Source organism: Geothermobacter ehrlichii (assembly GCF_008124615.1).
Classification (GTDB): domain Bacteria; phylum Desulfobacterota; class Desulfuromonadia; order Desulfuromonadales; family Geothermobacteraceae; genus Geothermobacter; species Geothermobacter ehrlichii.
The window spans coordinates 153,720-174,366 of the sequence record NZ_VNIB01000007.1 but is presented as its reverse complement, the minus strand read 5'-3'; the positions used below and the strand labels follow the sequence as shown (position 1 = coordinate 174,366).

Annotated in this window: 17 protein-coding genes; all 17 read left to right on the top strand. The window is 49.3% G+C overall.

What is annotated here, in order from left to right; all coding sequences use genetic code 11:
• Positions 1-9 precede the first annotated feature (9 nt).
• Positions 10-1,251, top strand: a complete 1,242-nt coding sequence (locus EDC39_RS09380) for a glycosyltransferase family 4 protein (protein ID WP_148896119.1) — start codon at positions 10-12, stop codon at positions 1,249-1,251.
• A gap of 196 nt (positions 1,252-1,447) precedes the next feature.
• Complete coding sequence (locus EDC39_RS09375; protein WP_148896118.1) at positions 1,448-2,359, top strand: glycosyltransferase family 2 protein; 912 nt, start codon at positions 1,448-1,450, stop codon at positions 2,357-2,359.
• A 125-nt stretch (positions 2,360-2,484) separates the two neighbouring features.
• The gene (locus EDC39_RS09370) at positions 2,485-3,585 is read left to right on the top strand and encodes an O-antigen ligase family protein (RefSeq protein WP_187426732.1); all 1,101 of its coding nucleotides are present in this window, start codon (positions 2,485-2,487) and stop codon (positions 3,583-3,585) included.
• Positions 3,586-3,787: 202 nt separating this feature from the next.
• Positions 3,788-5,008 carry an ISL3 family transposase gene (locus EDC39_RS09365; RefSeq protein WP_148896115.1) on the top strand — a complete coding sequence of 407 codons (1,221 nt, stop codon included), beginning with the start codon at positions 3,788-3,790 and terminating at the stop codon, positions 5,006-5,008.
• A 20-nt stretch (positions 5,009-5,028) separates the two neighbouring features.
• A complete protein-coding gene (locus EDC39_RS09360) occupies positions 5,029-6,174 on the top strand; it encodes a glycosyltransferase family protein (RefSeq protein ID WP_148896116.1) in 1,146 nt (381 codons plus the stop codon).
• A gap of 310 nt (positions 6,175-6,484) precedes the next feature.
• Complete coding sequence (locus EDC39_RS09355; protein WP_148896115.1) at positions 6,485-7,705, top strand: ISL3 family transposase; 1,221 nt, start codon at positions 6,485-6,487, stop codon at positions 7,703-7,705.
• 56 nt (positions 7,706-7,761) lie between these two features.
• Positions 7,762-8,751, top strand: coding sequence for a radical SAM/SPASM domain-containing protein (locus EDC39_RS09350; RefSeq protein WP_148896114.1), 990 nt, complete (start codon positions 7,762-7,764; stop codon positions 8,749-8,751).
• Positions 8,752-9,019: 268 nt separating this feature from the next.
• A complete protein-coding gene (locus tag EDC39_RS09345; RefSeq protein WP_148896113.1) occupies positions 9,020-11,209 on the top strand; it encodes a bi-domain-containing oxidoreductase in 2,190 nt (729 codons plus the stop codon).
• A gap of 6 nt (positions 11,210-11,215) precedes the next feature.
• On the top strand, positions 11,216-12,838 hold the full coding sequence (locus tag EDC39_RS09340) for a heparinase II/III family protein (protein WP_148896112.1): 1,623 nt from the start codon (positions 11,216-11,218) through the stop codon (positions 12,836-12,838).
• Positions 12,816-14,087 (top strand): glycosyltransferase family 4 protein, encoded by a 1,272-nt coding sequence (locus tag EDC39_RS09335; protein ID WP_148896140.1) that lies wholly within the window; start codon positions 12,816-12,818, stop codon positions 14,085-14,087. Before EDC39_RS09340 ends, EDC39_RS09335 begins: the two co-directional genes overlap by 23 nt.
• The gene (gene wecB, locus EDC39_RS09330; protein WP_148896111.1) at positions 14,084-15,199 is read left to right on the top strand and encodes a non-hydrolyzing UDP-N-acetylglucosamine 2-epimerase; all 1,116 of its coding nucleotides are present in this window, start codon (positions 14,084-14,086) and stop codon (positions 15,197-15,199) included. The genes EDC39_RS09335 and wecB overlap by 4 nt, the downstream gene beginning before the upstream one ends.
• A gap of 592 nt (positions 15,200-15,791) precedes the next feature.
• Positions 15,792-16,391 (top strand): nucleotidyl transferase AbiEii/AbiGii toxin family protein, encoded by a 600-nt coding sequence (locus EDC39_RS09325; RefSeq protein ID WP_148896110.1) that lies wholly within the window; start codon positions 15,792-15,794, stop codon positions 16,389-16,391.
• Positions 16,366-17,382, top strand: a complete 1,017-nt coding sequence (locus tag EDC39_RS09320) for a hypothetical protein (protein WP_148896109.1) — start codon at positions 16,366-16,368, stop codon at positions 17,380-17,382. Before EDC39_RS09325 ends, EDC39_RS09320 begins: the two co-directional genes overlap by 26 nt.
• Positions 17,383-17,759: 377 nt before the next feature.
• Positions 17,760-17,918, top strand: a complete 159-nt coding sequence (locus EDC39_RS15345; protein ID WP_187426731.1) for a hypothetical protein — start codon at positions 17,760-17,762, stop codon at positions 17,916-17,918.
• Between the two features lie 14 nt (positions 17,919-17,932).
• A complete protein-coding gene (locus EDC39_RS09315; RefSeq protein ID WP_148896108.1) occupies positions 17,933-18,550 on the top strand; it encodes a hypothetical protein in 618 nt (205 codons plus the stop codon).
• A 454-nt stretch (positions 18,551-19,004) separates the two neighbouring features.
• Positions 19,005-19,394, top strand: a complete 390-nt coding sequence (locus tag EDC39_RS09310) for a GxxExxY protein (RefSeq protein WP_148896107.1) — start codon at positions 19,005-19,007, stop codon at positions 19,392-19,394.
• Positions 19,395-19,561: 167 nt separating this feature from the next.
• The gene (locus EDC39_RS09305; RefSeq protein WP_148896106.1) at positions 19,562-19,951 is read left to right on the top strand and encodes a VanZ family protein; all 390 of its coding nucleotides are present in this window, start codon (positions 19,562-19,564) and stop codon (positions 19,949-19,951) included.
• The last annotated feature ends 696 nt before the right edge of the window (positions 19,952-20,647 follow it).

The window sequence follows — 20,647 nt, the reverse complement described above, 5'->3', positions numbered from 1 at the left end:
GGGTGTCGCATGAAGATAGTACATTTAAATAGCTCAGAGTGCCATGGTGGTGCTGCCAGGGCGGCTTTGCGGATTCATTCGGGGCTTATTGAGTGCGACATTGCTTCAAAAATTGTTGTGAAGAATAAGGTAATTCCCGACGAACCGATTTGTAGTACTAACAATCCGTTCGTAAAATTTTATAATTTAGCAACAAATAAGATAGATAATGTTCCAGTATGTATTTCTGCGCGAAATAGACTAGGAAAATTTTCAATTGGCTGGATTGGTAACTCAATCAATAAAAGCTACATTGCTGATGCGGACATTATAAATGTACATTGGATAACAGATGGTTTTTTGAGTATCAACCAGTTGGCAAAAATTGATAAGCCCATTGTTTGGGTTTTACACGATATGTGGCCCTTTACGGGTGGATGTCATTACGATAATTTTTGCGGAAAATTTTCAAGCACCTGTGGTAGATGCCCAGTTCTGAATAGTAACTCGAAGTTTGATTTATCTTATTGGAATCAGAAGCGCAAAATAAAGATTTTGGGAAGTTTAAAAATACATGTTGTGGCTGTTAGTGGTTGGATAGCCAGAAAAGCTAGAGAGAGTTCACTTTTCGGTAGACACAATATTACGGTTATCCCAAATTGCGTCGATACAACTGTATTCAAGCCAATAGATAAGAAGGTGTCTAGAAAGGCTTGGAATTTACCTGAGAAAAAAAAATTAATCCTTTTTGGAGCCGTTAATGCTACCGTTGATAAGCGCAAAGGTTATGAGCATTTAAAATGTGCAACAGACTTGTTGCGAGAAAAAGGGTTGAATGATTTTGAGTTAGTCATTTTTGGAAGATCATCTACTGATGAACCTTTAAATGTAAGAACAAAAATACATGATGTCGGTTTTGTAAAAGACGACGTGAGCCTCGCTTGTTTGTATTCTGCTGCAGATGTTATGGTCGTCCCTTCGCTACAGGAGGCTTTTGGGCTCACTGCATTAGAGGCATTATCATGTGGAACACCTGTTGTATGCTTCAAAGACACAGGCGTTGAAGATATAGTAGAGCATCGTGAAACAGGTTATATTGCTCGCGCTTTCGATGAAGAAGATTTGGCTATTGGTATAGTGTGGGGGCTAGAAAAAAACTATAACCAGCAGGGTGGATGGAATAAGTCAAGCGTAAGAGCCAAAGAAAAGTTTGAAACCAAAATTATAGCAAAAAAATATATAGAACTCTATGAATCAATTCTTTATGACTGAATATATTTAACGAAATATTTACTTTTAGGTCTAAAATAACTCGAGTGGCATTAGTGTAAATTTAATAAGGCTCCACGTAATATAATATTGCCGTGTCTTATAAATGCAATTGAATTCGCCTGGTTTTATTAGTTAAGTGGAAAATTGAAACGAATCATTGTATTTAAAGTGGACACAGTAGAGAATCAATAAAGACATGAACAATGATACGGCTAGAAATTTCAATCGTAAGACAATAGGCGATTATTCAGATACGCTTTGCTGTCCTTTCTATGAAATAGGCGGCCAAAGAGTCAAAGGCAGTAAATCTTCTAAAGATAAGTTTAAAAAAAAATTAAGTATCATTACTGTAGTTTATAATGGAGTGAAATTTCTGGAAGACGCTATTAAAAGCGTCATCTCGCAGAAGACTGACGAAATTGAGTACTTAATTATAGATGCTGGTTCTAAAGACGGAACGCTTGATATAATTAGAAGATATGAAGAGCACATTGATCTCTGGTTAAGTCAAGAAGACAAGGGTATTTACGACGCGTTCAATAAAGGAATATATCTTTCTAGGGGAGAGCTAATCAAGCTGGTTAATGCTGATGATTTGCTTGTAAAGGATTCAATAAAAATGGCTTGTCAGTATTATGATAAAAATAAATCAAAACATTTTGCCCTATATAGTGATCTTGTTATCATTGACAAGCATGGACAATATGACTGTACGTGGCATTTGGCTAGGACAAGTAAGATTTTTCCAAATTTTCTTCACCCAACGTGGTACATATCAAAAAACATATATAGCGACTTTGGACTGTATTGCACAGACTTTGAGGTTTCTGCCGACTATGAATATTACCTCCATCTAACTCTTAATGGCATCAAATTCGCCCAGGCGAACTCACCACTGGCGAAATTTCGGCTGAATGGAGCATCAACTTCCTTTCGGGGAGTACTGGAGGTCTTCCAGATCAATAAATTATATTTTGGCCCGGGTGCCGCATTGCAGGTGGCGATTAAGCATGCTTTGATAAAGATCTTTTCCAGGCTCCTTAGGACTGCACTGGGCACTAAATATCATCGGATAAAATCCATTTTTATCCCTTCCAAAATAAAATGAAAAAACCTTTAGAGTATCTGTTGGTAATTTATGCCTCCTTGTTGCCGTTTGAATACTTATATGAGGTAGTTTTTGGGTTTTCGTCGGTATTCAAGCCGTACAGGGTTGCAGGAATAATTATATTGGTGGTTTTTCTTAAGGCCTTATTGTTTAATGGAAATAAAGTATTTATTTCCAATAATGTCAAAATATTCTGCATTGTTTTTATGTACGGGACATTGGCGTCCTTTGTTTTTATAATTTTTGGCAAAGGAAGGCTAGACTATGCACTTAACAGTATTGTGCTAATTGTATTCGGTTTTTTCATTTATATAGTGATGGACAATCTGAGAGTAACGCCAGAATTGATAAAAAAACTTCTTTTAGCGTATTCCGTTGGTACTATTTCGAGTATTATTATATTCTTGCTTTTCGATAGTAAAATATATATACCCAGGTTTTCTGGGCTCTATCGTAATCCAAACAACTTAGGACTGGCATGTGCTATTTCTATAATAACTATATTTCATTATTTGGTTAGAGGCGGGTCGCGCTTATTAATAAAAATATTATTAATGCCTAGTGTGGTTCTTCTTTTTTATGCATTGTTTGCATCAGGCTCAAGGTCGGCAATGCTAGCTCTTTTAATAGCTTTTCTGTGCATTTTGAGGAAACATATAAATTGCAAAAAAATAATACTTTTGGCTACGCTAGTTCTTTTGACTATTTGGTCAATGCCTTATTTAGATACTATAATTGCAACAGACTTTGACTATATTATTGGGAGGTATTCACAAGAGGCACTTAATAGTGGTTCTGGAAGGACCGATATTTGGAAGAATGCAGTTGAAGTTACCTTAGATCACTACTTTCTTGGAATTGGGGTTGGTCAATATAGGGCAATTCATTCTCTTTATATTCATAAATCAAAATCAGAAGTTTACGAAACTATTTTAAATCATGATCTTGGAACGCATAGTGACTTTCTTGACCTTTTAGCTAATTATGGAGTTATTTGTCTGATTTTATATATTTTATTTTTAGGGAATAATTATAAACGCCTTGTAGATATTGTAAATAATAATAAGGACGGGGTATTGCTACTATCTATTTTTGTTTGCATTGTTTTTTTTGGTTGTTTTAGAGAATCTTTTTCCTCTCCAGATTACTGGTTTTTGCTTGCGCTCACAACTTGTGTGAGCACCTACGGGTTTTCAAGTTCAAGTACTCCTGATTTTTCCTTATGAAAATGAAATTTATCGGCATTATACTTATTTATTCAAAAAAAATTGTCAGATGCATAATAATGATATGCCCATGGCTGCTTTTTAACCCCTATGGTAAAAGTTCATTTTTGTCTATTTTAATACTTTGGCTCATCGCTATTTCGTGTGGGTAATGGTATGAGAGTGTAACTATCATACCATGCCCGGAGGTTTTGCTTTTACCATGAATCCTGAAGCGCTCTTTGCTGTTGCTCTTGGAATTTCCCCTCCCTGGAAAGTCGTGGGTGTCGAGTTTTCCCAGGAGAACAAGCGACTCGACATTCGCATCGACTTTCCACGAGGAGCCCAGTTTGCCTGCCCCGTCTGCGGGACTGCTGCTCCCGTTCACGACACTACCGAGAAGGCTTGGCGGCACCTGAGCTTCTTCCAGTATGAAACCTACCTGACGGCCCGGGTGCCGCGGACCAAATGTCCCAATCAGGACTGCGGAGTCAAGCAAGTGGCGGCTCCCTGGGTTCGGGCCGGCTCCGGGTTCACCCTGCTGTTTGAAGCTCTGGTGATGGCCCTGGCCCGCCAGATGGCGGTCAATGCCATCGCTCAGTTGCTTCAGGCCCACGATACCCGGCTGTGGCGCATCATCTGTAGCTATGTTGAATCTGCCCGTGACGCGGAAGATTTCTCCGGCGTGACGCGCCTTGGTGCGGATGAAACCAGCGCTAGACGGGGCCATGACTACGTCACCTTCTTCTTCGACATGGACGCGCGCAAACTACTGTTCGGCGCCCATGGCAAAGACCATACGACTGTGGAACGTTTTGTGGCTGACCTCGAAGCCCATGGCGGCAGCACGGAAAACATCACCGACGCCTGCATCGACATGTCAAAGTCCTTCATCAAGGGGCTGCAGGACAATTTCCCCAAGGCGGTACTGACATTCGATCAGTTTCACGTCATCAAGATGATGAACGACGTGCTGGGCAAGATCAGCGCTGAAGAGGCCCGTCAGTTTCCCGAAGAGTTGCGCAAGACTCGCTATCTATTCCTGAAAAACCCCGACCGGCTGACAAAGGAGCAGGAGCAGCGGCTGCGCAGCCTGACCCGATTCGACCTGGGGAGCATCAAAGCGTACATCCTCAAACTGGGCCTGCAATTCGTCTACTTCGTCGAGAACCGCCAGGAAGCGGAGATTCTTCTCAAGCGCTGGTACCGCAGAGCGGTCCGCAGCAAGGTCGATCGAATCGTCAAGCTGGCCAAAGCCATCAAAGAACACTGGCGGGGAATCCTGAGCTACTTCGACTCACGACTGACCAACGGCTTTCTGGAAGGGATCAACAGCCTCATCCAGGTGGCTAAGGCCAAAGCGAGAGGCTACCGGAATCCGAACAACCTGATTGCCATGGCATACCTCATTGCTGGCAAGCTCAAGTTCCCTCAACCCACTTGAAACAGCGAAGAACCAACGTTATGAATGATCGACCGAGTAATATAGGAGTACGTGGTTTGCAAGAAAAAGAAATAATTATTGTTGGTAACGCACGTAGTTATCATGCGATCGATTGGTACAGAACTATAAAAAATATTTGTAATAATAAAAATGTATTATTGGCAACAGATTTAATCGACAGCGAAAGTTATCTTAAAATTGTGCGAGAAGACGATAGGTTGATCGATTTATATAATATTGATTGGCTTTTGTTCGATAGGCAAACGAGTGCAGGTAATTTGTGGAGAAATTTTATAAAATTTATTTTTATTCCTATTCAGGTTGTTAAAATCAACGACATACGTAAAAAATACCCGAAAGCCATATATCACGCACATTCAATGTATTATATGCTTTTGTGTTGGCTAGCTCGGATCAAATTCATAGGTACGCCACTAGGTAGTGAAGTGTTAGTGCGGTCAGACAAGTCATCCGTTTACAGGTATTTTGCTATTAAGTCATTGATGGCTGCTAGCCATATTCTTGTCGATTCTGAAAATTTAAAAAACAAAATTTATGATCTATGTGGCAAGAAAGCTATTGTAATCCAAAATGGAATAGACGTTTCTGCCATTAAAGGCCTGCAAACTAAAAATACAAAACGATCTAAGGTTCTTTCAATCAGAGCCATTGTTCCACTATACCGTATAGAAGCAATACTTGAGGCTCGTGATGCCTCTAAAATGAAACCGTCGATATCTTTTATCTATCCATTTTGGGCAGACGATTATAAACGAATTATTATGTCAAAATTAGATCCTGGTGATTCAGACTTAGGTCGACTTTCAAGGGGGCAAATGTATGAGTTGCTGACCTCAACAGCACTAGCTATATCTATACCTAAAAGCGACTCATCACCAAGAAGTGTATATGAAGCGATATTCTGTGGATGCTGTGTTGCAGTAACCTATAATCCATGGATTGAAAACCTCCCTTCATGCATGAGGTCAAGATTGTATGTAGTAGACATTGAGGATGAAGAATGGTTAGATAAAGCTTACGACTTTGCCCTTTCAATAACTAAGAAACCATTTAAGCCGTCACAAATGGCTTTGGATTTATTCGACCAGAAAAAGACAATGAAAAAAGTGGTTGAGACGTTTTATGAGGCGAAATGTGATTTATAAATGCTTTTGAGCAGATCATGAAAGTGATTCGACGAAGAACAAGAGTCGTACGTTTCATAATGGCCATTCACCACTGATGTATTGTGCGGCCCGGCTCAAACATATTCCCGGAACCAAGTTGGAACAAAGACGATATCTGAATATCGACGTACTCAGGGTCATTTGCTGGAATAACAAATGAAGTCGATTGTTTACAGGAGAGGAGAGACACTGTCAGAAAAAGCGAATTTTTTTGGCTCATCGCTATTTCGTGTGGGTAATGGTATGAGAGTGTAACTATCATACCATGCCCGGAGGTTTTGCTTTTACCATGAATCCTGAAGCGCTCTTTGCTGTTGCTCTTGGAATTTCCCCTCCCTGGAAAGTCGTGGGTGTCGAGTTTTCCCAGGAGAACAAGCGACTCGACATTCGCATCGACTTTCCACGAGGAGCCCAGTTTGCCTGCCCCGTCTGCGGGACTGCTGCTCCCGTTCACGACACTACCGAGAAGGCTTGGCGGCACCTGAGCTTCTTCCAGTATGAAACCTACCTGACGGCCCGGGTGCCGCGGACCAAATGTCCCAATCAGGACTGCGGAGTCAAGCAAGTGGCGGCTCCCTGGGTTCGGGCCGGCTCCGGGTTCACCCTGCTGTTTGAAGCTCTGGTGATGGCCCTGGCCCGCCAGATGGCGGTCAATGCCATCGCTCAGTTGCTTCAGGCCCACGATACCCGGCTGTGGCGCATCATCTGTAGCTATGTTGAATCTGCCCGTGACGCGGAAGATTTCTCCGGCGTGACGCGCCTTGGTGCGGATGAAACCAGCGCTAGACGGGGCCATGACTACGTCACCTTCTTCTTCGACATGGACGCGCGCAAACTACTGTTCGGCGCCCATGGCAAAGACCATACGACTGTGGAACGTTTTGTGGCTGACCTCGAAGCCCATGGCGGCAGCACGGAAAACATCACCGACGCCTGCATCGACATGTCAAAGTCCTTCATCAAGGGGCTGCAGGACAATTTCCCCAAGGCGGTACTGACATTCGATCAGTTTCACGTCATCAAGATGATGAACGACGTGCTGGGCAAGATCAGCGCTGAAGAGGCCCGTCAGTTTCCCGAAGAGTTGCGCAAGACTCGCTATCTATTCCTGAAAAACCCCGACCGGCTGACAAAGGAGCAGGAGCAGCGGCTGCGCAGCCTGACCCGATTCGACCTGGGGAGCATCAAAGCGTACATCCTCAAACTGGGCCTGCAATTCGTCTACTTCGTCGAGAACCGCCAGGAAGCGGAGATTCTTCTCAAGCGCTGGTACCGCAGAGCGGTCCGCAGCAAGGTCGATCGAATCGTCAAGCTGGCCAAAGCCATCAAAGAACACTGGCGGGGAATCCTGAGCTACTTCGACTCACGACTGACCAACGGCTTTCTGGAAGGGATCAACAGCCTCATCCAGGTGGCTAAGGCCAAAGCGAGAGGCTACCGGAATCCGAACAACCTGATTGCCATGGCATACCTCATTGCTGGCAAGCTCAAGTTCCCTCAACCCACTTGAAACAGCGAAGAACCTTTTTTTTACATTACCCGTAGACCTCAAGCGAGCCTAAAAACATGATCTTTGAAAAAATTTACCGCCTAGCCCAACTTGGTGTTTCATACAAACTCAAGACTTTAAGGCCCCTTGGCCCTCCATTTCAATTCTCAATAGAGGCGACTAACAAGTGCAATTTCAAGTGTGCCTTTTGTCCTCAGAGTAGCCCGACGCATAAGGATATTAGACCTGTCGGAAATTTAACTGCGGCCAATTTTTACTTCTTCCTCAAGAGCATTAAGGAACTCAAACATGGCAACAGGACTGTGTCCATTTGCCTTGACGGCGAGCCGCTGATGAATAAAGCCTTTCCCGACTTTATAGAAATTGGAAATGAGCTAGGGATGATGCCGAGATTCTCCTCTAATGGGAAATTGCTTACCCCCACTGTTACTGATAGATTGTCGAAATTTAGCTTTCTTGCTGCCGTTGACTTCGCTAGTGAACCTCGCATTTTTGATGAAATTCGGGGTCGAGAGGGCGATTTCGAGATCGTTCTAGAAAACCTACGCTATCTTATCTCGAAAGCGAAAGATAACCCCTCAATCCGTCTGGAGATCGTTGATATTACCCACTTCTCCGGTGAGGTAGATGATGTGGGTTCGCTGGCCAAGATGCGAGCATTATTTCCGCGCGACTTACCACCCAATATTCAGTTTTGGTCCAGGAAATTCCATAATTTTGGTGGGCACCTGAAGAATGGCAGTAAGGGCAATAGCCCGAATCATTACAAATTGTGCCCATATCCTTGGACATCCTTCCATGTCACATGGGATGGTGACGTGGTAGCCTGTGGACGAAACACAGAAGGAAAAACGGTCCTTGGTAACATTTATAGGCAGACCATAATGGATATCTGGAGAGGAGAGAAATATATCAACATGCGCAGAGCACTAATAGAAGAACGAGTCGAGGATATAGAGTGTTGCAAGGAGTGCGACATGCCGTACAGTGCATCGAGTGGACGTTGGAGAACCAAATACATATTTTCATCGCTCTTGCGCAGGTGAGTATTACAAAGCAAAGAAACCCAACTCACAGGAGCCTTGTCAAAATGTTGTTACGTGGCCCGAGTCTGCCGGGGCATGGTGTGGACGAGGATGAGTTTTTTACGTCTTTATTTAGACGAGTTGGTTGCCAACTTTTGGGGAGCGAATGACGCAGAGCAACAATATTCGAGTTTACTGCGCACTGACACAGTGCTTTGTCGAAAAAATTCATTTGTTATAGTTAAAATACTAGTTTTAGAACAATCGACTAATTAAGAGGGCCGAAGTTATGCAACAACTCATCCAATCCTACAAAACCGGCGAACTCGGCCTTTTTGAAGTGCCTTGCCCCGTTTGCGACCCAAACGGCCTCCTTATCGCCACCACTGCATCCCTAGTCTCCGCCGGCACTGAAAAGATGATCGTCGACATTGCCAAGAAATCCCTCCTTGGCAAAGCTAAAGCCCGTCCCGATCTGGTCAAGCAGGTTATCGATAAAATGAAGCAGGAGGGTGTCAAGAATACCCTTGAAAAGGTGTTCAACAAACTTGATACCCCCATCCCCTTGGGCTACAGCTGCGCTGGCAGGGTCATTCAAGTGGGTGAGCAGGTTGATGGATTTTCCGTTGGTGACAGGGTTGCCTGCGGTGGCGCCGGCTATGCAAATCACAGCGAGATCAACTACGTCCCTAAAAACATCTGCGTCAAAATTCCCGACGGTGTCGATGATCCCGAGGCCTCTTTTGTCACAGTTGGTGCGATTGCTCTCCAAGGTGTTCGCCAAGCGGAGCCGACCCTTGGTGAAAGAGTTGCCGTTATTGGCCTTGGCCTGATCGGCCAACTTACGGTTCAGTTGCTCAAGGCCAATGGCTGCAAGGTGCTGGGAAGCGATCTTGATTCCGACAAGCTGGCCCTGGCCGAAAAACTTGGCGCTGATTCGGTCTGTTCGGCGGGAGATCTAATTCCCATGGCCTCTGCTTTCAGCAATGGTCATGGTGTTGACAGTGTGATCATAACCGCATCAACTTCCAGCAATCAGCCGATCATCGATGCCGGTGAAATTGCCCGTTTGCGAGGCAAGGTTGTTGTGGTGGGGATGGTCGGTATGGATGTCCCTCGCAACAGTTATTATCGGAAAGAACTGGATCTAAGACTTTCCATGGCCTACGGCCCGGGGCGCTATGACCCGCAGTACGAGGAAAAGGGGATCGACTATCCCTACAGCTACGTTCGCTGGACCGAACAGCGGAACTTCGAGGCCTTTCTTGGCCTGGTTGCCGAAGGCAAAGTGACCCCGAAAGAGTTGGTCACCCACCAGTTTGATTTTGATGATGCGCTCAAGGCCTACGATCTTCTGGAAGGGAAGATTAAGGAAAAGTACCTCGGGATTGTTCTGAATTATCCCAACGCTGACGCTTATCTTGAATCGGCTCAGGCTGGCAACCTCTCCAGGGTGGTCAGGCTTAACAATCAGCACAGACCTGGTCTGTCCTCGGAAGATATTTCATATGGGCTGATCGGTGCTGGCAATTTCACCAAATCGGTCATTCTCCCCAACCTGAGTAAGGTCGGCGGTTTTGATCCGGTCGCTCTTTGTACCGCTACTGGCGTCAGTGCCCACTCCGTTGGCACCAAGCACGGTTTCGATGAAATCACGACAGACAGCGAAGCCATCTTTGCCAATCCCCGGGTCAATACCGTATTGATCACCACCCGACACAACACCCACGCCGATTACGTCTTGCGAGCTCTTAAGGCAGGGAAACATGTCTTTGTCGAGAAACCGTTGTGTATCAACCAGGCAGAGTTGGACGAGATCGAACAGGGTTACCGGTTCATGCTGGCCGATGGCAAGGCCCCGGTCCTTACGGTTGGTTTCAACCGCCGGTTCGCCCCACTCATAAGCAAGATGAAAGAAGCTGTCGGCGAACAGCCGTTGGCGGTGACCTACCGGATCAATGCCGGTGTGATCCCCAGGGATGTCTGGATACAGGACCCTGAGGTTGGTGGCGGCCGGATTGTTGGTGAAGTCTGTCACTTTGTCGATACTTGCTCCTTTCTGGCAGGGAGCAACCCGATCTCCGCATACGCGACCTGCGTGCGCAAAGCGGATACGTCGATCCCTGATGAAGACAATGTCAGCATCCTGCTCAATTTTGCCAATGGGTCCACGGCCGCGATTCACTACCTGGCCTACGGCAGCAGGCAGGTTCCCAAGGAATGGATCGAACTTTCGACGGGTTCGAAGACGATGCAGCTAAATGATTTTCGTGAGCTGGTCATCTTCGATGGCAGTTGTAAGGAAAAGCACAAGGGCGCCAACCAGGACAAAGGGTTTCAGGCCGAATTCATCGCCTTCCGCGAAGGGGTGCGCAGTGGGATAGCACCGATCCCCTTTGACTCCATCTGCGCCACCACTCGGACAACCTTTGCCGTCCTTGAGTCGCTGCGCTCAGGTCAGCCGGTTACGGTCGGATAAGGTGCGATGGACCTTGCGCAGTTTGTTCATACCGTTCGCTATCTGAAGCCGCGCCAACTTGTCTACCGGGGTTTTTACGCTGCCCGGAAAAGGTTTGGAGGCGAGGCGCTCAGATCAGTGTCAGGTGCGCATGCCGGGCATTCTCTGAATTTGGCCGCTTCGATCCCACGGGCGCATTCAAATGACGAAAATCGGTTCAGCTTTTTAAACCTCCAACAGGAGTTTTCCGGGGCAATTGATTGGGATTTTCAGAAGTACGGCAGGCTCTGGACCTATAACCTGAATTACTTTGATTTTCTCAACCAGGAGGGGATGTCCAAAGACCGGGGGCTTGAGCTGATCCACCAGTTTCTGACGAGTCTGGATGGATTGGAAACGGCATGGGAGCCTTACCCGACCTCTTTGCGGCTGGTGAACTGGATCAAGTTCCTCAGCTGCGAGAAAGTTCGCGACCCGGCCATCGATAAGAGCCTGTACGTCCAATCGGTCAATCTTACCAGACAGCTTGAATACCACCTGCTGGGCAACCACCTGCTAGAGAACGGTTTCGGTCTTCTGTTTGCTGCCGTCTTCTTCGCTGACAGCGAATTCCTCCGGCTGGCGAGAGAAATCCTGGAGCCAGAACTGAAAGAACAGGTCCTCGCCGATGGGGCCCATTTTGAACTGAGCCCCATGTACCACCAGATTTTGCTGGATCGGTTGCTCGATTGCATCAATCTATTGCAGAACAACCGCCCCCTTGGGGAGGACCTGCTGCCCTTGCTTACCGACAAGGCTTCAGCGATGCTCGGCTGGCTTGAAAAGATGACTTTCGCAAATGGTGAGATTCCCCTGTTCAATGATGCCGCATGCGGAATTGCCCCATTCAGCAGCCAGCTTTTCGAATACGCAGAACGGTTGGGGGTCCAGAAAAAGACGCTTCCTCTAGGTGAAAGTGGTTACCGGCGTTTCGAAAGCCCGGGTGCTGAACTGCTGGTTGATGTCGGCGCCATTGGCCCGGATTACATTCCCGGCCATGCCCATGCGGACACGCTCAATTTCGAGCTGGCCCTTTGGGGAGAGCGCGTCATTGTCGATACCGGAACTTCGACCTATGAGAAGAATGCTGAACGTCAGCGCCAACGAGGGACAGCGGCACACAATACCGTAACCATTGATGGGCAGGATTCCTCGGAAGTCTGGGGAGGGTTTCGAGTTGCCCGCCGGGCCCGGCCGTTTGGTCTGAAGATCGATGAACAGCCCGAGAAGACGACAATCTCTTGTGCCCATGATGGCTACCGGCGTTTGCCAAGAAAACCTGGCCACAGCCGGTGCTGGGAATTCGGTCAGGCCAGCCTGACGGTTGTTGACACTGTCGCTGGCGAGTTTGTGGAGGCGGTTGCGCGCTACCATTTCCATCCCGATGTCCAGGTGGCGATGGTCGATAATAAACGCGGCATTGGCCGGATGAAAGGTGGAAAGGAATTCTCTTTTTGGGTGATATCTGGTGTCCCGCGATTGTGCGAATCGACCTGGCATCCCGAATTCAATGTCAGCTTGAAAAATACCTGTCTTGAGGTGGCCCTAGAAGGCAAGGCTGCAGCGGTCCGGTTTGAATGGAATGAAAATGAAGATTCTGTTCCTCACTGACAATTTCCCCCCCGAGGTCAATGCCCCGGCAAGCCGCACCTTTGAGCACTGCCGTGAGTGGATCAAGTCAGGGCACCATGTGACAGTGATTACCTGCGCACCTAATTTCCCTAAGGGTGAGGTCTACGAGGGGTATAAAAACAGACTCTGGCAGACCGAGATCATGGATGGCATCAAGGTCATCCGCGTCTGGACCTACATTGCCGCCAATGAGGGATTTGCCAAACGCATCCTCGATTATGTCAGTTTTATGCTGTCTGCAATCCTGGCATCCCCCTTTGCCGGCAGGCCGGACCTGGTTATCGGTACGTCCCCGCAGTTTTTTACCGCCTGTGCGGCCTATGTTGTCAGCCGGTTGAAACGGGTTCCCTTTGTCTTTGAGTTGCGGGATATTTGGCCCGAATCGGTCAAGGCGGTCGGTGCCATGGGGGATTCAGCGGTTATCCGTTTTTTCGAAAAGATCGAGATGTTCCTCTACCGCAAGGCGGCAGGGATTGTCTCGGTGACCGAGTCGTTCAAGCGGACCCTCATTGAACGTGGCATCGATGGTGAGAAGATCAGTGTCGTGACCAATGGCGTTGACAGTTCCCGCTTTCAGCCGATGCCCAAAGATGCCGAACTCGTCCAGCGTTACGGCCTGGAAGGCAAGTTTGTGTCCGGCTATATCGGCACTCACGGTATGGCGCATGCCCTGGAGACGATTCTTGAGGCGGCAGAACGCGTTCGCCGTTTTGAGAATGGTGACCAGTACCATTTTATCCTGCTTGGGCATGGAGCACGAAAAGAGGCCTTGATCGAGAAGGCCAAACAGATGCAACTCGAAAACGTCATCTTCATCGATTCCGTGCCAAAGGAAGAAGTTCCTCGATACTGGTCTCTCCTCGATGTTTCGATCATTCACCTGAAGAAGACGCCCCTGTTCACTACGGTGATTCCCTCCAAGCTGTTTGAATGCATGGGGATGGGGATCCCGACCCTGCATGGCGTGGCCGGTGAATCGGCCGAAATCGTTGAAAGGGAAGGGGCTGGGATCGTTTTCGAACCCGAGAATGCTGATGAGTTGATCGAAAACCTGGTCAAACTCAAAGAGGATGGGGACTGTTATCGACAACTGCAGGAAAACTGCCTGGCGGGCGCAAAGAATTATGATCGCACGCATCTGGCAGGCGCAATGCTCGACATATTGAACGACATCGTCGATGGCGGCAGAAAAGTACCGGAAGTTATGGGAAACCAGGAGGGGAAATGAAGATCATCAATATCGTTGGAGCACGACCCAACTTCATGAAAATGGCGCCGATCATCGAGGCCATGAACAGATATCCGGAGCAGATCAAACATCTGCTTGTCCATACCGGTCAGCATTACGACGAGAAGATGAGCAAGGCCTTCTTCGATGACCTGGGGATGCCCAAGCCGGATATCGATCTGGAGGTCGGCAGCGGCAGCCATGCCGAGCAGACCGCACGGATCATGGTCGAATTCGAAAAGGTCTGCCTGCGGGAGAAACCGGATCTGGGGATTGTGGTCGGCGACGTCAACTCGACCATGGCCTGCACCATCACCGCAAAAAAACTCGGCATCAAGGTCGCGCATGTCGAAGCGGGACTGCGCTCGCGCGATATGGGCATGCCGGAAGAGATCAACCGACTCTGCACCGATGTGCTCTGTGATTATCTGTTTACCACCGACTATGTCGCCGATCGGAACCTGAAGGCCGAAGGGGTGCCTGAGGAGAAGATCCATTTCGTCGGCAACGTGATGATCGATACGTTGCGCAAGCATGAGCGCAAGGCCGAGTCTCTGACATTGCTGCACGATTGGGGACTGGAGGCTGGCCGCTATGCCACCATGACCTTGCATCGTCCGTCCAACGTCGATGACCCTCACATTCTGGCCGGTTTGCTGGAAGCACTGGCTGACATTTCCCGCGACCTGCCGATCGTCTTCCCGATTCATCCGCGTACCCGCAAGATGGCCGAAAAGTTTGGCTTAGAGCACTTTCTCAACAGCGGTGATCGGATCGAAGGTATCTGGTGCACCGAGCCGCTCGGCTATCTCGAATTTCTGCACCTGAACATGAACGCGAAAATGGTGCTGACTGACAGCGGTGGCCTGCAGGAGGAAACCACGGTGCTGGGCGTCCCTTGTATCACCATGCGCCACAACACCGAGCGACCCATTACCTGCACGGAGGGCACCAACCGGCTGGTGGGCAATGATCCCCGCAAGGTCAAGGAAGCCGCGGAGGCCGTTTTGCGCGGTGACTGGAATTTCGGCCAGGTGCCGGAAAAATGGGATGGCAAGGCGGCCGAAAGGATTGTGCAGGTACTGCTCTCTCACCCCCCAACGGCAGTGTGAAATCCAGCTTTCGTCTCTGGCGACGGAACTTCATCTCGACGCCGAAGTTCCTCTGGCTTGTGCTGAGGCAGAAATTGGGTGCCGCCGCGCCTGGACGGTGAACGGTCTGCGGCCGTATCCCTGGACACTGTTTCTCAAGCCGGTGCGGAAAATTCCGCAGTGGTTCAGGTGGCCGGATTTATAGTCACGGACGCATGCAGTCAACTGCGGACAGAAATCTTTGGTTTTTAGCCGCGGGTGAACGCGGAAAAGACCCTAACTCCAAAAGCGTGAGATCTTGAGGTCTTAACCCTCAAATCGCCTTTGCCGTTATCGGCGTCCATCGGCGCAATCGGCGGTTAGAAATGCTTTGGTTTTAGCCGCGGATGGACGCGGATGGACGCGGATAAAATCATAGAACCTGAAAGATCATAAAGGATTTTGGTTTTTAATCAGCGTGTATCAGCGCAAATCAGCGTCCGATAGATTTGGGGTTTGAAGGTCAAGGTCCTGGGGTGCGGGGTCGGACCTCGGCAAGCTGTTTGAATAATATTTTTATTGAAACCCATGTAAATGTATTTTATAGTGCGCAAAATGCGACCTAGAAGATTCAATGACGTACCAGTATGAGCAATTTGACACCGCGCTGCGCCTACTGAACGGGCGCCTGGTTATAGCGGGTGCTCCGAATTTCAATTTGGTGGTTTGTGGCGGAACCGCCCTGGTAGCTACCGAACTGGTCATGCGCGCCACCCGAGACGTCGATGTCGTCGCACTGGCAGATGATGACGGCGAGCTGATTGATCCGGCGCCACTGCCGGAAGCTTTGGAGAGAGCGGCACGGGAGGTGGCAGAGGATTTGGGGCTCCCGAGGGACTGGTTGAACAATGGCCCCAGTCGTGGCGAGGGGGGACTTTTTCGCCTTGGTCTCCCGGATGGGTTTGCTGATCGCCTGAGCTGGAAGAGGTTCGGGGAAAAGCTGACGGTTGCGTTCATTGACCGCATCGACCAGATCCACTTCAAGCTCTATGCAGCCGTTGATCAATTCGGTAGTTATCATGCAACCGATCTCCAGGCGCTCAATCCGACCGATGATGAGCTGTTGAGGGCTGTTGCCTGGTCCCGAACACATGATCCGTCGGAAGGCTACCTTGAGAGTATCAAGTTGTTTTTCCGGGAGTTCGGCTATGAACACCTCGTTGAACGAATTTAAAGAAAAGGTACTCGAACAGCTTCTGGCCCTTCTGTGGCGGCAGTGGTCTGCGATTGGCGTGTCCGGGTACAGTGGCTCCGAAGAATTGAAGGTGGTCGATCCGGAGGCACTCCTGTTGCTGACGTTAACCGTCGCTCGTTACGATGCGAGGCTTTTTGACGAGGTGCTCGATTGGCTGGTGGTCAACGGCGACTTTCTGAATGTTCAGCGACTTCAGAGCCTGGTGAAGCAATTCGATTTCCAGGCCAGGGCTGAACTGAGCGCGGTTGCCGAACTGCTCGGTCAAAAAGCGTCGGTGGCCCTCAAATGGAATAAGCTGGCAACCAGATACACCCAGGATAAGGAGTCGCCGCTCTTCTATATGAAAGACGGGCGGCTGATGCCTGCACCGAAGGATTGTGACAAGGTCTTTCAGCGGCACGGGTTATTGCGTCCACCTGTTAAAATGCGAAACCTTTCCCAGCCCTTCCCAAGTGAGGGGCTGCCAACGTTGCTGTTGAGGCTGCGGGCGTTGCTGGGGGTCAATTTGCGATGCGAGATTCTTTGTTTGCTCGGTTCCGTCGATGAAATTCACCCCTCGCTCATTGCCAGACGGATCGGGCAGCACCCCCGCTCAACCCAGAATGTGCTGGCGGAAATGGTTCTTTCCGGAGTGGTGCAAGTACGGACCCGTGCCCGAGAAAAAATCTATTCCTTGACTCCGGGGATACTTGACCGGCTACTGCGACCTGAAGGGTTTACTCCCTGGCAGAATTCGGTTCCTTTGTTCCGCGCCCTTGAGATTCTCTGGCTTGGGGTGTCAGACCCCAGGCGACAAAAACTCGACCCTTTAATGCTCGCTTCCGAGTGTCGACGCCTGGCCAAAGAGATGAAAGGTCTTTTCGGGGATGCTGGAATGGGTCAGCCGTTGCGGGAGGGCAGCGCCTTCCCGGGTGAGAAATATTTTGAGATTTTCCAGGAGGATGTCAAAAAAGTTTTAGAGCGTTTGTAAATGGAGCGGTGCGTGTGGTCGTCGGGTCGGACCTCGACAACTTTTTGCGAGGCCTCCGGAACTGGGAATCGGGTCAGACTTGACAAACCTGCTTTCTTGAAAGGCAGGGACAAGTGACGGGTGACAAAAAGGCAGTGACGGGTGACGAGGGACGAGGGACGAGTAAGGCTGGACGATTTTGCCATTCCCTGTGGAAGCCACGGAACGGAGGAGCGCGGCCGGCGGGCGCCCCCGCCGGTTGGGTATTTCGAGGGCGGGTGAGCAATGCTTATTCAGCCGCCGGTTGCGCCGATGAACGCAGATGAAAATCCGAAATCTTGTTTACAGGGTGATTGGAGTCAGATAATCTGACTGTACGATTGCCGGGAGGTGGGCAGATGCAAAAAACACAGGTCAGTGAAGAAACCAGCAAGATCTTGGAAGAAATGGAAAAATTTTCCCGCAAGGTGACGGCATCTTCCCGAAAATCACGGGAATTTCTGGTCAAAACCGGTATTTGCACCCCTAGAGGCAATCTCAAACAAGTTTACCGTTAGCATCCCTTTCTCGGATGTATTCAACCTACCCTTCCTTTGTTCTCGGTTTCCACGGCTGCGACAAGGCGCTAGCAGAAAAGATTTTTGCCGGTGAAGAGCGTCTACAGCCGAGTGAAAATGAATACGACTGGCTTGGCAACGGGGTCTATTTCTGGGAGCAGAACCCTCGGCGGGCCCTTGAGTACGCGCAACATCTAAAGAAACATCCTCACAAGGGCAAGGGCAAAATCGAAGAGCCGGCCGTTATCGGTGCGGTGATCGACCTGGGCTATTGCTTCAATCTGGTGGATTCGGAATCTCTGCTGATCCTTCGTAAGGGGTATGAACTTCTCGTAGCGACCCAAGAGAAGTCTGGATTTCCGATTCCGGAGAACAAGCCGATCGGTGAAGAGCGGGATCTTCTGCTGCGTCCCTTGGATTGTGCCGTTAATGAAGCGGTTCACGAGTTCCGGAAGGAGACGGGGATGCCAGAATACGATACGGTGCGCGGGGCCTTCTGGGAGGGGCCGGAGTTGTACCCGAATGCCGGGTTCAAAGAGAAGAATCACATCCAGATCTGTGTGCGAAACCTGAACTGTATCAAGGGCTACTTCCGACCTCTTGACCCTGTTGACGGCTACCCAGTCGGATGATCTCCATCATCACTGCCACCTACAATGCCGCGAAAACCCTGGCGGACAATCTTGCCTGTATTGCCGGCCAGTCTCTGCTGCCGGGGACAGGCACCTGCGGAGCCAGTCCCCGGGGCGGTGCGGGTGCGGCCCCGGGAACTCTCTGCGACCCTATCCCTGGACGCTATTTCTGAAGCCGGTGCGGAAAATTCCGCAGTGGTTCAGGTGGCCGGACTTATAGTCACGGACGCATGCAGTCAACTGCGGACAGAAATCTTTGGTTTTTAGCCGCGGGTGAACGCGGATAAGACCCTAACTCCAAAAGCGTGAGATCTTGAGGTCTTAACCCTCAAATCGCCTTTGCCGTTATCGGCGTCCATCGGCGCAATCGGCGGTTAGAAATGCTTTGGTTTTAGCCGCAGATGAACGCGGATGAGCGCGGACGAAATCGTAGAACCATGGATGGAGGGAAACGATGCTCAAGGATCGAGCTTACTACGATGCACTGACTGAACAGGTCATCGGCTGTGCCTATGCCGTAGGCAGGGAGCTGGGCTGTGGATTTCTCGAAAAGGTCTATGAAAATGCCCTTCGGATCGAACTGGAAAGGGAAGGGCTGCGGGCCGAGCAGCAGCATCCTGTCCAGGTGTGTTACCGGGGACAGGTGGTCGGGGATTTCGTTGCGGATTTGCTGGTCGATGGCGATCTGATTGTTGAATTGAAGGCTGTCAAACAACTGGAGGATGTGCATCTTGCCCAGTGCCTCAACTATCTCAAGGCGACCGGCCGGCCGGTAGGGTTGCTGATCAATTTCGGGCAGAGCAAGGTGCAGATAAGGAGAGTGGTGAATCGTTTTCCAGATTAGTCTGTGGAAATGCTTTTTTGTTTGTAGCCGCAGATGGACGCAGATGAACGCGGATAAGGATTAAAGCCTGAAAATCATAGGGATTTTAGTTTACAAATCTGCGTTCATCGGCGTGATCGGCGGTTTGAAATGTTTTGCTTTTCAGCCGTGAACGGGGTGGGGCCATTGTGATTTTTCTTCGCAGGTTTTTTCTCTCACTCTTTTGGGGGCTGCTTGTCCTGACCGCCGTTCTCAGTCTGCTCGACGGTGTCACCACGGAAAAGGTCTACACCGCTGCCGCCCATGCCCTGTTCATCGATCTGAAGGCCCATCACATTCAGTCGGTGCAGATCAGTGATGCCGGCCACTTTGTCGCCGGCTTTGTCCTTGCCGGTCTGGGGCTGCACGTCGTTCGCCGCTGGTGGGTGCTGCCGCTGGTGCTGCTCTTTCTCGGCGGCATCGAGCTAGCGCAGCACTTTTCGCCGGAGCGGCAGGCGAGCTGGTCCGATCTGCTGCGCGGCACCGGCGGCGTCCTGGTCGCCTGGACGGTGGTGACGATTGCGCGCCGCGAATCGTGAAAGTGCGAAATCTTGTGTTTTAGCCACGGATGGCCGCAGAAGAACGCGGATAAAATCGTAGAACCTGAAAAATCATGAAGATTTTGGGTTTTCAATCGGCGTGCATCGGCGCAATCGGCGGTTGAAATGCTTTGGTTTTAGCCGCAGATGAACGCAGATGGACGCGGATAAAATCATAGAACCTGAAAAATCATGAAGATTCTGGGTTTTCAATCGGCGTGCATCGGCGCAATCGGCGGTTGAGAAAAATCTTTGATTTTAACCGCAGATGAACGCGGATGGACGCGGATGAAATCGTAGGGTCTGAAAAATCATGAAGATTTTGGGTTTTCAATCGGCGTGCATTGGCGTGATCGGCGGTTGAGAAAATCTTTGATTTTAGCCGCAGATGAACGCAGATGGACGCGGATAAGGCTTAAAGCCTGAAAATCATAGGGATTTTAGTTTGCAAATCTGCGTTCATCGGCGTGATCGGCGGTTTGAAAAATCTTTGGTTCAGCCGCAGATGAACGCAGATGAACGCAGATGATTTTTAAAAAGCGGCACCAGGCACCCGGCACCCACCCTCCAGCCCCCTTCTTTTTTTCATTTTTTTTCGGATTTGCGGGAAAATTTGAGATTTTTTTGAGATCGCAGGGCTATACTTTCAACTCTGCTGATTGAAAAATCTGTCTGGCAATGGATGGCCACAGGCTT